Origin of the sequence: Streptomyces sp. 1-11, assembly GCF_007176755.1 — a bacterium.
Classification (GTDB): domain Bacteria; phylum Actinomycetota; class Actinomycetes; order Streptomycetales; family Streptomycetaceae; genus Streptomyces.
Genome location: NZ_BJTV01000006.1, coordinates 102,597 through 115,617, shown reverse-complemented (window position 1 = coordinate 115,617; position 13,021 = coordinate 102,597). Strand labels below are relative to the sequence as shown.

Here is a 13,021-nt window from a genome sequence, read left to right as displayed (position 1 = left end):
ACGGTGTGATGTGGGTCACCAGCGTGTGGGACGCGGTGCCGGGAGTTGCGCCGACACGGCCCGGATCGTCACCGTTTCGGCGGTCTGGAGGGCCGGGTACTTGCGCGATCGGTCCCGCCCGTGTGGACTACGGCCAATGCTTCGCGCACGCGCGTGGCTGAGATATTCACCAAACCATGATCAGGAGGCAACCCGTGAGCGCGACCGCGGACCACGCGGAGGAGCGGACGAACCCTGCCGCCAGGCTGGGGTTCCAGCCCGGGCAGGTGGTCCAGGAGATCGGCTACGACGACGACGTCGACCAGGAACTCCGCGAGGCCATCGAGGAAGCCGTCGGAGGCGACCTGATGGACGAGGAATATGACGACGTGGCCGACGCCGTCGTGCTGTGGTTCCGCGACGAGGACGGTGATCTCACCGATGCGCTCGTCGATGCCACCACGTACATCGAGGAGGGCGGCGCCATCCTGCTGCTCACGCCGAAGACCGGCCGCAGCGGATACGTGGAGCCGAGCGACATCTCGGAGGCCGCGACGACCGCCGGCCTGACCGCGTCCAAGAGCGTCAGCGTCGGCAAGGACTGGAGCGGCAGCCGTCTGGCGACGCCGAAGGCGGCCAAGTCCAAGAAGTGACCGCCGCCGGGCCGGGCCCGAGGGTCCGGCCCGGCCGCCGCGGGCGCCCCGGTGATCGCTGCGTAGGGTGGAGGCGAGCGCTTGCCGCGCTCTGACCCGAACGGCCCACCGAAGGGATGCACGACGATGGCGATCCAGGTCGGCGACAAGGCGCCCGATTTCGAGCTCAAGGACAACCACGGCCGCACCGTCAGCCTCTCCGCCTACCGCGGCGAGAAGAACGTGGTGCTCCTCTTCTACCCCTTCGCCTTCACCGGCGTGTGCACCGGCGAGCTGTGCGAGCTGCGCGACAACCTGCCGAAGTTCGCCGACCGCGACACCCAGCTGCTCGCCGTCTCCAACGACTCGATCCACACCCTGCGCGTGTTCGCCGAGCAGGAGGGCCTCGAGTACCCGCTGCTGAGCGACTTCTGGCCGCACGGCAACGTCTCGCGCGCCTACGGCGTCTTCGACGAGGACAAGGGCTGCGCCGTCCGGGGCACCTTCATCATCGACAAGGACGGCGTCGTGCGGTGGACCGTGGTCAACGGACTGCCGGACGCCCGCGACCTGAACGAGTACGTGAAGGCGCTCGACACCCTGTGACGCTCCGGGTCCTCGGTCTGCGCGGCGCGGGAACCCGTCACTAGGATCGGCACGTTGATCCCATATCCGAAGCACGACGGGGCTTCCCGCCCCCGGACACCACATGGAGGACCCGTGGGAGTCAGCCTCAGCAAGGGCGGCAACGTATCGCTGACGAAGGAGGCCCCGGGCCTGACCGCCGTCATCGTCGGTCTGGGGTGGGACGTGCGCACCACGACCGGCTCCGACTTCGACCTCGACGCCAGCGCGCTGCTGCTGAACAACTCCGGCAAGGTCGCGAGCGACCAGCACTTCGTCTTCTTCAACAACCTCAAGAGCCCCGACGGCTCGGTCGAGCACACCGGCGACAACATCACCGGTGAGGGAGAGGGCGACGACGAGCAGATCAAGATCAACCTGGCCGGCGTGCCGGCCGACATCGAGAAGATCGTCTTCCCGGTGTCGATCTACGACGCCGAGAACCGCCAGCAGTCCTTCGGACAGGTCCGCAACGCGTTCATCCGCGTGGTGAACCAGGCGGGCGAGCAGGAGATCGCCCGCTACGACCTGAGCGAGGACGCCTCCACCGAGACCGCCATGGTCTTCGGCGAGCTCTACCGGCACGGCGCGGAGTGGAAGTTCCGCGCCATCGGCCAGGGGTACGCCTCCGGCCTGCGCGGCATCGCCCAGGACTTCGGCGTCAACGTCTGACACGCACCACCGCACCGGCATCAGGCGCCGCACCGTTCACGGGGCGGCGCCTGGGGGTCCCCCTTCGGGGGAGTGCAGGACAACCAAAGAAGCACCGCTAGGGGAGGACAGCATCATGGGCGTCACGCTCGCCAAGGGAGGCAACGTCTCCCTCTCCAAGGCCGCACCGAACCTCACCAACGTCATGATCGGGCTCGGCTGGGACGCGCGGTCCACCACCGGCGCCCCCTTCGACCTGGACGCCAGTGCCCTGCTGTGCGGCGCCGGGAGCCGGGTGCTGGGCGACGAGTGGTTCGTGTTCTACAACCAGCTCACGAGCCCCGACGGCTCGGTCGAGCACACCGGCGACAACCTCACCGGCGAGGGCGAGGGCGACGACGAGTCGATCCTGGTGGACCTGACCCGGGTCCCGCAGCAGTGCGAGAAGATCATCTTCCCGGTCTCGATCCACCTCGCCGACGAGCGCGGCCAGACCTTCGGCCAGGTCTCCAACGCCTTCATCCGCGTGGTCAACCAGGCCGACGGCCAGGAACTGGCCCGCTACGACCTGAGCGAGGACGCCTCCACCGAGACCGCCATGATCTTCGGCGAGCTGTACCGGCACCAGAGCGAGTGGAAGTTCCGGGCCGTGGGCCAGGGGTACGCGTCGGGTCTGAGGGGCATCGCCCTGGACTTCGGGGTCAACGTCTCCTGACGCACAGCCGCCCGGCCGTACGGCCTCCGTCGCCCACGGAGGCCGCCCTGGCCGCCCCTCCCGGCGGCGTGCCCCTCTAGACTCGTGGTCAACACTTAGCAAAGCCGAGTACGGCGAGGGGGAAAGTCTCCCCCCAGACGACGTCTGGGAGGTGCCCCCACAACACGATGGGGTAGCCAGTGCTTCTGAAAACCTTCGGCTGGTCGTTCGCGGTCACCGCGCTCGGTCTGGTCGCGGCGGCGTTCTACGGAGGGTGGACCGCCTTCGGCATCGTGGCGATCCTCGCGGTCCTCGAGATCTCGCTGTCGTTCGACAACGCGGTGGTCAACGCCGGGATCCTGAAGAAGATGAGCGCCTTCTGGCAGAAGATCTTCCTCACCGTCGGCGTCCTCATCGCCGTCTTCGGCATGCGGCTGGTCTTCCCCGTCGTCATCGTCGCGATCAGCGCCAAGATGGGCCCGGTCGAGGCCGTCGACCTCGCGCTCAACAACAAGGACCGCTACCAGGAACTCGTCACCGACGCCCACCCGGCGATCGCCGCGTTCGGTGGCATGTTCCTGCTGATGATCTTCCTCGACTTCATCTTCGAGGACCGGGACATCCAGTGGCTGCGCTGGATCGAGCGGCCGCTCGCCAAGCTCGGCAAGGTCGACATGCTGTCGGTCTGCATCGCCCTGATCGTCCTGCTCGTCACCGCCTTCACCTTCGCCACCCACGCCCACCAGCACGGCGGCGCCCACGTCGACAAGGCGCAGACGGTCCTGATCGCCGGCATCGCCGGCCTGATCACCTACATGATCGTCGGCGGGCTGTCCGGGTTCTTCGAGGACCGCCTGGAGGAGCAGGAGGAACGCGAGCACGAGGAGGAGGAAGAAGCCGAGCGCACCGGGAAGAAGCGCTCCGCGGTCGTCCTGGCCGGCCAGGCGGCGTTCTTCATGTTCCTCTACCTCGAGGTGCTGGACGCGTCCTTCTCCTTCGACGGTGTGATCGGCGCCTTCGCCATCACCAACGACATCGTCCTGATGGCGCTCGGCCTCGGCATCGGCGCGATGTACGTCCGGTCCCTGACCGTGTACCTGGTCCGCCAGGGCACCCTCGACGACTACGTCTACCTCGAGCACGGCGCCCACTACGCCATCGGCGCCCTCGCCGTGATCCTCATGATCACCATCCAGTACCAGATCAACGAGGTCATCACCGGCCTCGTCGGCGTCGTCCTGATCGCCTGGTCCTTCTGGTCCTCCGTCCGCCGCAACCGCGCCCTCGCGGCCGCGGGCGAGGGCTCCGACGACAAGGCGGAGGTCTCCTCCGGGGTCTGACGGCCCCGGCGGGCCCCCGGCCGGCCTAGGGCCTCACCCTGATCAGGCCGGACGAGGCCCCTCAGGGCAAGATCCGGGACGCCACGGGGTGTGGCGCCCCGCGCGGTGAGGAACGCTTCGAACGGGGCGGCCGACGTGGTCGGCCGCCCCGTCCGGCGTTCGAGAGGCGTTCGAGACGAGTACCAGGGGGCGGGAATGGGATTCTTCGACGGGCTGCGCGGCGGACGCGGCGCCGAGTTCGACTCGGGCAGCGCCGCGAGCAACGCGATCGAGCTGACCAGGCGGCACCAGCAGGTGTCCCTCACCAGGCAGGGCGCGGCCACCGGCAACCTCCGCGTCAACCTGACCTGGCGGATGCGGACCTCCGACTTCGACATCACCCAGCGCACCAGCCTCTTCCGGCACCCCTTCAAGGCGCTGAAACCCCCGGAGGTGCTCGGCCACGGGCAGAGCATGGTCAACGTCGACCTCGACCTCGGCTGCCTGTACGAGCTGACCGACGGCACCAAGGGCGTCGTCCAGCCCCTCGGCGGCTACCTCGGCGACGTCAACGCGCCGCCGTACATCAAACTCAGCGGGGACGACCGGTTCGGCTCGGCGTCCGGCGAGACCATGTACGTCAACCTGGACCACCGCGACGCCATCAAGCGGCTGCTGGTGTTCGTGTACATCTACGACCGCACCCCGGCCTTCGACCGCACGCACGCCATCGTCACGCTCTACCCCAGCAACGGTCCCCGCATCGAGATAGGCCTGGACGAACGGCACCCCCAGGCCCGGTCCTGCGCCGTCGTGATGATCGAGAACGTGAAGGGCGAACTCGTCGTCCGGCGCGAGGTCAAGTTCGTCTACGGCTTCCAGGGCGAACTGGACCGGCTCTACGGATGGGGACTGACCTGGGGGCGGGGCTACAAGTCCAAGGTGGAGCAGTAGCCCTCTACCGGCCGATGAACTGCGGCCCCTGCGGCGGCAGCCGGAAGTCCGGGTCCAGCACGGCCGCCGCGGCCGGCTGCGGCTGGGGCGGATAGCCGTACCCGGCCGTGCCCGAGGCCGGCTGCGGATAGCCGTACGCCGGCTGCCGGGGCGACGCCGGCTGCGGATAGCCGTACGCCGGCTGCGACGGCACCACCGTCGGCTGCTCCGGCGGAAGGGGCTGGGACGTCGTCTCCGGCGGGTCCTGCCGCGGCTCGTCCACCTCCGACTCGTCCACCGAGATGCCGAAGTCCGTGGCCAGGCCCTTCAGGCCGTTCGAGTAGCCCTCGCCCAGCGCGCGGAACTTCCAGCCCTCCCCGCGCCGGTACAGCTCACCGCAGATCAGCGCGGTCTCCGCCCCCGTCTCCGGCCTGATCTCGAACTGGGCCAGCGGCTCGCCGTCGGCGACGGCGGCGTCGTACAGCAGGATGCACAGGGCCGGGACCCGGTCGAAGGGCACACCGTCCGCCGACGCGACCAGCAGCACCCGGCCGACACCGGGCTCCACACCGGCGAGGTCCGACTGGATCGTGTCGGTCAGGCCCTCCGGGACCCGCTTCTTGCCCAGCCGCCACACCTTCCCCGACGGGTGCCGGGGCTGGTTGTAGAAGACGAAGTCCTCGTCGGAGCGCACCCGGCCGTCCCGGCCCAGCAGCAGCGCCGAGGCGTCCACGTCCGGAACCCCCTGCCCGGGCGTCCAGCGCAGCACCGCGCGCACCGTCGTGGCCTCGAGCGGGACGTTCGAACCCTTCAGCATCGCCTGCGTCATGCCGTCATCCTGCCTTCTGGGTCCTGTCCACGACAATGCGGGGTACGGAGGCGCCGACGCGGGCCGGTTACCGGAAGTTCATGCCCGGAGGGAACTTCCGACATCGATCCCTACGTACTATTACCGGCCACCCTTTACCGAATCCAGAGGTCCCACCCGGGCCCCTCTAAGGAGTCGTATGCGCCATTTCGGGCACATCGCCCCCGAAGTGCGGAAGCGTCTCTTCCACCAGGAGCCGTGCGAATTCACCGCCGACTCCCCGGCCCGGCTGCTCTCCGCGGCCCTGGGCGCCACGCTGTACAGCCCCGCCACCCGGCCGAGGCTCGCCGACGACATCCTCAGACAGGCCAGCAACGGCGTGATCTCGATGGTGCTGTGCCTGGAGGACTCCATCGACGACGCGGACGTCGCCGCCGGCGAGGAGAACCTCGTCCGGCAGTTCGCCGACCTCGCCTCCCGCACCGCGACGCAACCACCCCTGCTCTTCATCCGGGTGCGGGTCCCCGAACAGATCCCCGACCTCGTACGCCGCCTCGGCCCCTCCGTACGCCTGCTGTCCGGCTTCGTCCTGCCCAAGTTCACCGAGGAACGCGGCACCCCCTTCCTGGAGGCCCTCACCCTCGCCGAGGCCGAGAGCGGACGCCGGCTCTTCGCCATGCCCGTCCTCGAATCACCCGAGCTGCTCTACCGCGAGAGCCGCGTGGACACCCTGGAGGGCATCGCCCGCGCCGTCGGCAAGTTCCGCGACCGGGTCCTCGCCCTGCGCCTCGGCGTCACCGACTTCTGCTCCTCCTACGGCCTGCGCCGCGCCCCCGACATGACCGCCTACGACGTCCAGGTCGTCGCCTCCGTGATCGCCGACGTGGTGAACATGCTGGGCCGCGCCGACGGCAGCGGCTTCACCGTCACCGGACCCGTCTGGGAGTATTTCCGCGTCCCCGAGCGCATGTTCAAGCCACAACTGCGGCAGAGCCCCTTCCTGGAGGTGCAGGCCGTGGAACTGCGCGAGAAGCTCATCGAGCACGCGATGGACGGACTGCTCCGGGAGATCTCCCTCGACCAGGCCAACGGCCTGCTCGGCAAGACCTGCATCCACCCCTCCCACGTCCTGCCCGTGCACGCGCTGTCCGTGGTCAGCCACGAGGAGTTCAGCGACGCGGTGGACATCCTCCGGCCGGAACGCGGCGGCGGGGGTGTACTGCGGTCGGCCTACACCAACAAGATGAACGAAGTGAAACCGCACCGCGCCTGGGCCGAACGGACCCTGCTGCGAGCCGAGGTCTTCGGTGTGGCCGGCGAGGACGTCGGCTTCGTCGAACTGCTCACCGCCGGCATACCCGGCTGACCTTCCCAACCCAAGGAACGCATGAACAACGCAGTGAACGACGAGGTCTGGTCCGGCAACTGGGTCGCCGAGCGGCTCGGCGTCGGACTCGAGGGCGACGACGGGCTGCCCGCCCTGCTCGGACTCGCGCTGCGCCGCAACCCCAAGCGGGCCCACCTGCTGGTCTCCAACGTGCTCGGCAAACACGTCCCCCAGTCGCCGTCCGTGGTCTACGGCTACGGCATCCGGCTGGGCCGCCGGGTCCGCGCGCTGCTCGGCGAGGCACCGGCCGCCTCCGCCGTCGTCCTCGGCTACGCGGAGACCGCCACCGGCCTCGGCCACGCGGTCGCCGACGGCCTGGGCCTCGCCCCCTACCTGCACTCCACCCGCCGCCCCGTGACCGGCATCGCCCCCGCCGGCGGCTTCGAGGAGTCGCACTCCCACGCCACCTCCCACCTGCTGCTCCCCGCGGACCCCGCCCTGCTGTCCGGCGACGGCCCGCTGGTCCTGGTCGACGACGAGTTCTCCACCGGCAACACCGTCCTCAACACCATCCGCGACCTGCACGCCCGCCACCCGCGCGAGCGGTACGTGGTCGTCGCCCTGGTCGACATGCGCTCACCCGAGGACACCGCACGCCTGCAACGGTTCGCCGACCACATCGGAGCCCGCGTCGACCTGGTCGCCGCGGCCTCCGGCACCGTACGGCTGCCCGACGACGTCCTCGACAAGGGCCGCCGGCTGGTCGCACAGCACGAGACCGCGCCCGACCGCACGCCAGGCCCGCCCCGCGGCCGCGTCACCCGCGTCGACCTGCGCTGGCCCCACGGCCTGCCCGACGGCGGCCGGCACGGCTTCACCCCCGCGCACCGCGCCCGCCTGGAGACCGCCCTGCCCGCCATGGCGGCCCGGATCGCCGAAGCACTGCCCACCGGCGCCCGCCGCGTCCTCGTACTCGGCTTCGAGGAACTCATGTACGCCCCGCTGCGCCTCGCCCGCGAACTGGAACAGGTCGCCCCCGACACCGAGGTGCGCTTCTCCACCACCACCCGCTCACCCGTCCTCGCCGTCGACGACCCCGGCTACGCGATCCGCACCCGCCTGGTCTTCCCCGCCCACGACGACCCCGCCGACGGCCCCGGCGAGCGGTACGCCTACAACGTCGCCGGCGCCGGCTTCGACACCGTCGTCGCCGTGGTCGACTCCATCGCCGACACCCCCGCACTGCACGCCGGCGACGGCCTCCTGGCCCGCCTCGCCGCCCACACCCCGCACGTCCTGCTCGCCGTCGTCCCCTCCCACGCCCCCGCACCCCGCGCCACCACCCCCGAAAGGCCGGCCATGCTGCCCGAGCCCCTCCGCGGCCCCGCCTTCTCCTCGTACGCGCCCGACGAGGTCGGCTGGCTGCTGCGGGACCTCTCCGACGTCACCCTCGAGGCGCCGACCGAGGAACGCGAGGAGGCCATCCAGAGCGGCGGGGCCCACTACGCCGAGTCACTCCCCGTGGAGTACCAGCCCAGCGAGCAGTACCAGCAGCTCTTCCACACCGCCCTGGACACCTCGGCCGTCCGCATCGCCAAGGCCGTCGGAGTCGTCACCGAAACCGTCATGAGCGAGCGCTCCCCCCGTCCCGTACTGGTCTCGCTCGCCCGCGCCGGCACCCCCGTCGGCATCCTGATGCGCCGCTGGGCCCAGTTCCGGCACGGCCTCGACCTCCCGCACTACGCCGTCTCCATCGTCCGCGGCCGCGGCATCGACGCCAACGCGCTGCGCTGGCTCGCCGCCCACCACGACCCCCGGGACGTCGTCTTCGTCGACGGCTGGACCGGCAAGGGCGCCATCACCCGCGAACTCGCCCAGGCAATAACGGAGTTCGAGAAGACCGAAGGCGTCACCGGGTTCGACCCGGAGATCGCCGTACTCGCCGACCCCGGCTCCTGCGTACGCACCTACGGCACCCGCGAGGACTTCCTCATCCCCTCCGCCTGCCTCAACTCCACGGTCTCCGGCCTGATCTCCCGCACGGTCCTGCGCGCCGACCTGGTCGGACCCGACGACTTCCACGGCGCGAAGTTCTACCGCGAACTCGCCGGCGCCGACGTCTCCACGGCCTTCCTGGACGCCGTCCGCGCCCGCTTCCAGGAAGTCGCCGACACCGTCGACAGCGCCGTCAAGGAACTGGTCACCGAGGACCGCACCCCCAGCTGGGCCGGCTGGCGGGCCGTCGAACGCATCAGCGAGGAGTACGGCATCCACGACGTGAACCTCGTCAAACCCGGCGTCGGCGAGACCACCCGGGTACTGCTGCGCCGGGTCCCCTGGAAGATCCTCGCCAAGGCCGGCGCCGGACCCGACCTGGACCATGTGCGCCTGCTCGCCGAACAGCGCGGCGTACCCGTCGAGGAGGTCGGCGAACTGCCCTACACCTGCGTCGGACTCATCCACCCCAAGTACACCCGGGGCGCCACCGGCGCCGACGGCCGGGCGGTGAACGTCTGATGCCGGTACTGGTGGCGAGCGACCTCGACCGCACACTGATCTACTCCGCCGCGGCCCTGGCCCTGACCATGCCCGACGCGCGCGCACCACGCCTGCTCTGCGTGGAGGTCCACGAGAGCAGACCGCTGTCCTACATGACCGAGACGGCCGCCCGACTGCTCACCGACCTCGGCGACGCGGCCGTCTTCGTGCCCACCACGACCCGCACCCGCAAGCAGTACCAGCGCATCAACCTGCCCGGCCCCGAGCCGGCCTACGCGATCTGCGCCAACGGCGGACACCTGCTGGTCGACGGCGCCACCGACCACGACTGGCACGCGCGCGTACTGGCCCGCCTCGCCGACGAGTGCGCACCGCTGGACGAGATCCGCGAACACCTGATGCGCACCGCCGACCCCGTCTGGGTACGCAAGCACCGCGTCGCCGAGGACCTCTTCGCCTACCTCGTCGTCGAGCGCGAACTGCTCCCCGAGGACTGGGTCAAGGAACTGGCCGCCTGGGCGGAGAACCGCGGCTGGACGGTCTCCCTCCAGGGCCGCAAGCTCTACGCCGTACCCAAGCCGCTCACCAAGAGCGCGGCCGTGCGCGAGGTCGCCCGGCGCACCGGAGCGGAGCTGACCCTGGCGGCCGGAGACTCCCTCCTCGACGCCGACCTGCTCCTCGCCGCCGACCGGGGCTGGCGGCCAGGACACGGCGAACTGGCCGACACCCAGTGGACCGCACCGGCCATCACAGCCCTGCCCGAGCGGGGCGTGCTGGCCGGCGAACGGATCACCCGGGAGTTCCTGCGGGCCGCCCGCGGCGGGACCACGGCAGGCGCGGCCGGCTGATCCCAGGGCAGGGGCGGCTCGCTGATCAGCCGCAGCAGCCCCCACCGCAGCACCCGCCGCCACCACCCGCGTTCGGCGCCGCGGCCGGAGCGCCGGCCGTGCCGCCGACGGCCACCGTCGACAGCAGCTTCACCGTGTCGTCATGGCCCGCGGGGCAGGCGGCGGGGGCGGCGGACTCCGCCATCGGACGGCTCAGTTCGAAAGTGTCGCCGCAGGTACGGCAGCGGTACTCATAGCGAGGCATGCGCCCAGAGTAACCGGCACCGGCCCGGACTCACCCCGGGCCGCGGCGGTCCGGACTCGCCCCAGGCCGGGCGGTCCGGACTCACCCCAGGCCGGGGCGGTCCGGCCGGTCCTTCTCCTTGCCCGGCAGCGGCATCGTCACCGGCGGGGTGCCGGTCGCGTGCTCACGCCCAGGAGGCTCCGTCGCCGGATCGGGGTGACGGGCCCGGTAGTACGGATTGTCGGGCGGCAGGGTCGAGCCGACTCTGCCGTACATGCCGAAGGTCATCAGCAGCAGGCCCACGACGAAACTGAAGAGCACGTTCTGGATCTTGAACGCCAGGAAGTTGTAGTCGCCGTCCAGCAGACCGAGGTTCAGGAAGCCGTTCAGCAGGAACAGCACCCCGAACACCATGTTCAGCGTGGACGCCACGTTCCCGCCGATCACCATGCCGGCCAGCAGGATCACCCCGACCACGATGGACAGCACACTCAGCGTGCCGTTGGTGTTCAGCCCGATGACCCGGTCACCGCCGGTGCTGAAGAAGCCGATCTCGTCCATCACCCCCAGGATGCCGAAGGCGAGCAGGAACGCGCCGATCAGGCCCGCTCCGACGCGGTAGACCGTGTTCAGGCGGTGGTCGACGGGCAAGTGCTCGTCGAACCGGATCTGCCGTCGAGGCCTCGTGTGCACTGGGTGTGTGGCCATGTGTCCGCCTCCTCCGGGCGCTAGCGGAGGCCATCCGTCCATCCAGCATCCGCCACCCCACCCCGAACCGCCACCACAAACGGATCAGCACATCCCCGGGCCCCGCGGGTACGACGGCTCGACACGCCCCGGCACAGCGGCGCCGGGCGTAACCGGAGCCCGCCCCTTCGGCGGGGCACCCCCGTGACCGGCACGCGCCCCGCAGCGGCTCAGTGGGCCGCGCCGCCCCCGCGCTCATCGCGGATCCGCGACACCACGCCGGCCACCGTCTGCCGCACCGCCTCCGTCTCCGTCAGGAAGTGCCAGTAGTCGGGATGCCGGCCCTCAAGCGACCCGACCGCCCGCTCCAGCCGGCCCACCGCGTCGTCCAGCGGGCGCGCATGCCGCGGATCCGGCGTCGTACGCCCCGTCATGGCCAGCCGCTGGGCGTCCCGGATCGCGAACCGGGTCCGCTCGATCTCCGCCTGCGGATCCTTCTGCACGGCGTTCAGCCGGGCCAGCCGGTCACCCGCGGCCGACACGGCCTCGTCGGTGCTGTTCAGCAGCGCCCGCACCGTCGACAGCAGCGACGTGGCGTCCGGCCACCGCTGCGCCTCCCGCGCCGCCTGCGCCTCGCGCAGCTTCAGCTCGGCCTGCCGCACGTTCTGCTCGGCCTGCGCAGGCACCTGCTGCAGGTCCTGCCAGCACGCGGCCGCGAACCGCCGCCGCAGCTCGCTCAGCACCGGATCGACCTGCCCGGCCCGCGTGGTCAGCGCCTGCGCGCGGGTGCGCAGGCTCACCAGCCGGTGATCGATCTCCGCCGCCCGCTCCGGCAGCCGCTCGGCCTCGGCCCGGATCGCGGCGGCCTCCCGCTGCACCCGCTCGGCCCGCTCCAGCGTCTGCGCCACCCCGTGCTGCCCGGCGCCCTGGTTCAGCCTCGTCAGCTCGGGCGACAGCGCGGCCAGCCGGGCGGCGAGATCATCCGCCCCCAGCCCCTTCTCACGCACGGCGTCCAGCGCGTTGCTCGCGCCCAGCAGCGCCTGCCGGGCCCGCTCCACGGCCGGGGCGAGCCGGGCGAGCTGTGTCTCGGCCTTGCCCAGCAGCGGCCCCAGCGAGTTGCCGAAACGGTCCAGCTCCTGCTTGACCCGGACCAGCTCGTCCTTGGCGGCGGTCAGCTCGCTGCGCGCCCGGGCGGCCGTGGCCGCCTCCAGACCGTCGTGGTCCAGGTCATGGGCGTCCACGGCCTGGATGTACCGCTGACTGACCTCGTCGATCCGCGTGCCGAGCGCCGCGAAGTCGGCGACCGCGCGCCGGGCGGCGGGGGAGTCGTCGACGGCCGTGATGGTCTCCACCGAGATCCGCAGATCCCGCTGCGCGGTGTCCAGTTCGTAGAACGCGGCCGCCGCGGCGTCCTTCGCGGCCTGCGCCTCGGCCCGCTGACTCTCCGCCCGCCCGCCGAACCACCGCCGGGTGCCGCCCCCGGCGAACGCGGCCGGCAGCACGAGCGCGACCACCACCGGCACACTCATCAGCGTCAGGACGTCACGCACCCCGGACCCACGCCGGGTCCGTCCGGTCGGCGACGGCGGGTACGACTGCGTGGATGGCGTGCCCGGTGTCGCCGTCACATCCCTCTCCCGTGCTGTGATCCGCCCTGCCTGCTGTCATTCTCCCACCTGTTGAAGACGAACACACGAGCCGATCAGTTCGCCGCACACCCGGTGACTTTCCAGGGAAGGGACACGGGTTCCCGCCTCGAACGCGTGACCTTTCCGGAGGGTCGTCGTTAATGCCGAT

General features: G+C 71.0%; 13 protein-coding genes. 9 read left to right on the top strand and 4 right to left on the bottom strand.

The window, feature by feature from the left end:
* Positions 1–194: 194 nt before the first annotated feature.
* The 6 genes from TNCT1_RS14735 (at position 195) to TNCT1_RS14710 (ending at position 4,853) form a co-directional block, all read left to right on the top strand.
* Positions 195–632, top strand: a complete 438-nt coding sequence (locus tag TNCT1_RS14735) for a DUF3052 domain-containing protein (protein WP_174266299.1) — start codon at positions 195–197, stop codon at positions 630–632.
* Between the two features lie 126 nt (positions 633–758).
* The gene (locus TNCT1_RS14730; RefSeq protein WP_143631883.1) at positions 759–1,217 is read left to right on the top strand and encodes a peroxiredoxin; all 459 of its coding nucleotides are present in this window, start codon (positions 759–761) and stop codon (positions 1,215–1,217) included.
* A gap of 114 nt (positions 1,218–1,331) precedes the next feature.
* Positions 1,332–1,907 carry a calcium homeostasis/redox stress adaptation protein gene (locus tag TNCT1_RS14725; RefSeq protein WP_143631879.1) on the top strand — a complete coding sequence of 192 codons (576 nt, stop codon included), beginning with the start codon at positions 1,332–1,334 and terminating at the stop codon, positions 1,905–1,907.
* Between the two features lie 115 nt (positions 1,908–2,022).
* Positions 2,023–2,601 (top strand): TerD family protein, encoded by a 579-nt coding sequence (locus TNCT1_RS14720; protein WP_143631876.1) that lies wholly within the window; start codon positions 2,023–2,025, stop codon positions 2,599–2,601.
* Between the two features lie 179 nt (positions 2,602–2,780).
* Positions 2,781–3,920: a DUF475 domain-containing protein gene (locus TNCT1_RS14715; protein ID WP_143631874.1), complete on the top strand. Its 1,140-nt coding sequence runs from the start codon at positions 2,781–2,783 to the stop codon at positions 3,918–3,920.
* Between the two features lie 195 nt (positions 3,921–4,115).
* Positions 4,116–4,853, top strand: coding sequence for a Tellurium resistance (locus TNCT1_RS14710; protein WP_143631869.1), 738 nt, complete (start codon positions 4,116–4,118; stop codon positions 4,851–4,853).
* Positions 4,854–4,857: 4 nt separating this feature from the next.
* Here TNCT1_RS14710 and TNCT1_RS14705 read toward each other — a convergent pair whose 3' ends face one another.
* Positions 4,858–5,661 carry a TerD family protein gene (locus TNCT1_RS14705; RefSeq protein ID WP_143631865.1) on the bottom strand — a complete coding sequence of 268 codons (804 nt, stop codon included), beginning with the start codon at positions 5,659–5,661 and terminating at the stop codon, positions 4,858–4,860.
* A 178-nt stretch (positions 5,662–5,839) separates the two neighbouring features.
* Here TNCT1_RS14705 and TNCT1_RS14700 point away from each other — a divergent pair, with 178 nt between their 5' ends.
* From TNCT1_RS14700 to TNCT1_RS14690, 3 genes are read left to right on the top strand one after another with little or no spacing between them, the layout of a single operon-like run.
* The gene (locus TNCT1_RS14700; protein ID WP_143631863.1) at positions 5,840–7,006 is read left to right on the top strand and encodes an HpcH/HpaI aldolase/citrate lyase family protein; all 1,167 of its coding nucleotides are present in this window, start codon (positions 5,840–5,842) and stop codon (positions 7,004–7,006) included.
* A gap of 21 nt (positions 7,007–7,027) precedes the next feature.
* Positions 7,028–9,484 carry a phosphoribosyltransferase gene (locus TNCT1_RS14695; protein WP_143631860.1) on the top strand — a complete coding sequence of 819 codons (2,457 nt, stop codon included), beginning with the start codon at positions 7,028–7,030 and terminating at the stop codon, positions 9,482–9,484.
* A complete protein-coding gene (locus TNCT1_RS14690) occupies positions 9,484–10,314 on the top strand; it encodes an HAD family hydrolase (protein WP_143631857.1) in 831 nt (276 codons plus the stop codon). The genes TNCT1_RS14695 and TNCT1_RS14690 overlap by 1 nt, the downstream gene beginning before the upstream one ends.
* A 25-nt stretch (positions 10,315–10,339) precedes the next feature.
* Here the strand turns inward: TNCT1_RS14690 and TNCT1_RS14685 are convergent, their stop codons facing one another.
* The 3 genes from TNCT1_RS14685 to TNCT1_RS14675 all read right to left on the bottom strand — a co-directional run bounded on the left by TNCT1_RS14685 (position 10,340) and on the right by TNCT1_RS14675 (position 12,852).
* Positions 10,340–10,558 (bottom strand): zinc ribbon domain-containing protein, encoded by a 219-nt coding sequence (locus tag TNCT1_RS14685; protein ID WP_143631854.1) that lies wholly within the window; start codon positions 10,556–10,558, stop codon positions 10,340–10,342.
* Between the two features lie 81 nt (positions 10,559–10,639).
* Positions 10,640–11,245 (bottom strand): DUF4383 domain-containing protein, encoded by a 606-nt coding sequence (locus TNCT1_RS14680; RefSeq protein ID WP_143631851.1) that lies wholly within the window; start codon positions 11,243–11,245, stop codon positions 10,640–10,642.
* Positions 11,246–11,454: 209 nt separating this feature from the next.
* Positions 11,455–12,852, bottom strand: a complete 1,398-nt coding sequence (locus TNCT1_RS14675) for a hypothetical protein (RefSeq protein ID WP_143631848.1) — start codon at positions 12,850–12,852, stop codon at positions 11,455–11,457.
* Positions 12,853–13,021: the final 169 nt, after the last annotated feature.

What these genes read in the sequence shown, in the direction of transcription:
- TNCT1_RS14690 (WP_143631857.1), top strand. Translation starts at nt 9,484, where the DNA reads ATGCCGGTACTGGTGGCGAGCGACCTCGACCGCACACTGATCTACTCC.
- TNCT1_RS14730 (WP_143631883.1), top strand. Translation starts at nt 759, where the DNA reads ATGGCGATCCAGGTCGGCGACAAGGCGCCCGATTTCGAGCTCAAGGAC.
- TNCT1_RS14685 (WP_143631854.1), bottom strand. Translation starts at nt 10,558, where the DNA reads ATGCCTCGCTATGAGTACCGCTGCCGTACCTGCGGCGACACTTTCGAA.
- TNCT1_RS14720 (WP_143631876.1), top strand. Translation starts at nt 2,023, where the DNA reads ATGGGCGTCACGCTCGCCAAGGGAGGCAACGTCTCCCTCTCCAAGGCC.
- TNCT1_RS14705 (WP_143631865.1), bottom strand. Translation starts at nt 5,661, where the DNA reads ATGACGCAGGCGATGCTGAAGGGTTCGAACGTCCCGCTCGAGGCCACG.
- TNCT1_RS14695 (WP_143631860.1), top strand. Translation starts at nt 7,028, where the DNA reads ATGAACAACGCAGTGAACGACGAGGTCTGGTCCGGCAACTGGGTCGCC.
- TNCT1_RS14680 (WP_143631851.1), bottom strand. Translation starts at nt 11,245, where the DNA reads ATGGCCACACACCCAGTGCACACGAGGCCTCGACGGCAGATCCGGTTC.
- TNCT1_RS14710 (WP_143631869.1), top strand. Translation starts at nt 4,116, where the DNA reads ATGGGATTCTTCGACGGGCTGCGCGGCGGACGCGGCGCCGAGTTCGAC.
- TNCT1_RS14700 (WP_143631863.1), top strand. Translation starts at nt 5,840, where the DNA reads ATGCGCCATTTCGGGCACATCGCCCCCGAAGTGCGGAAGCGTCTCTTC.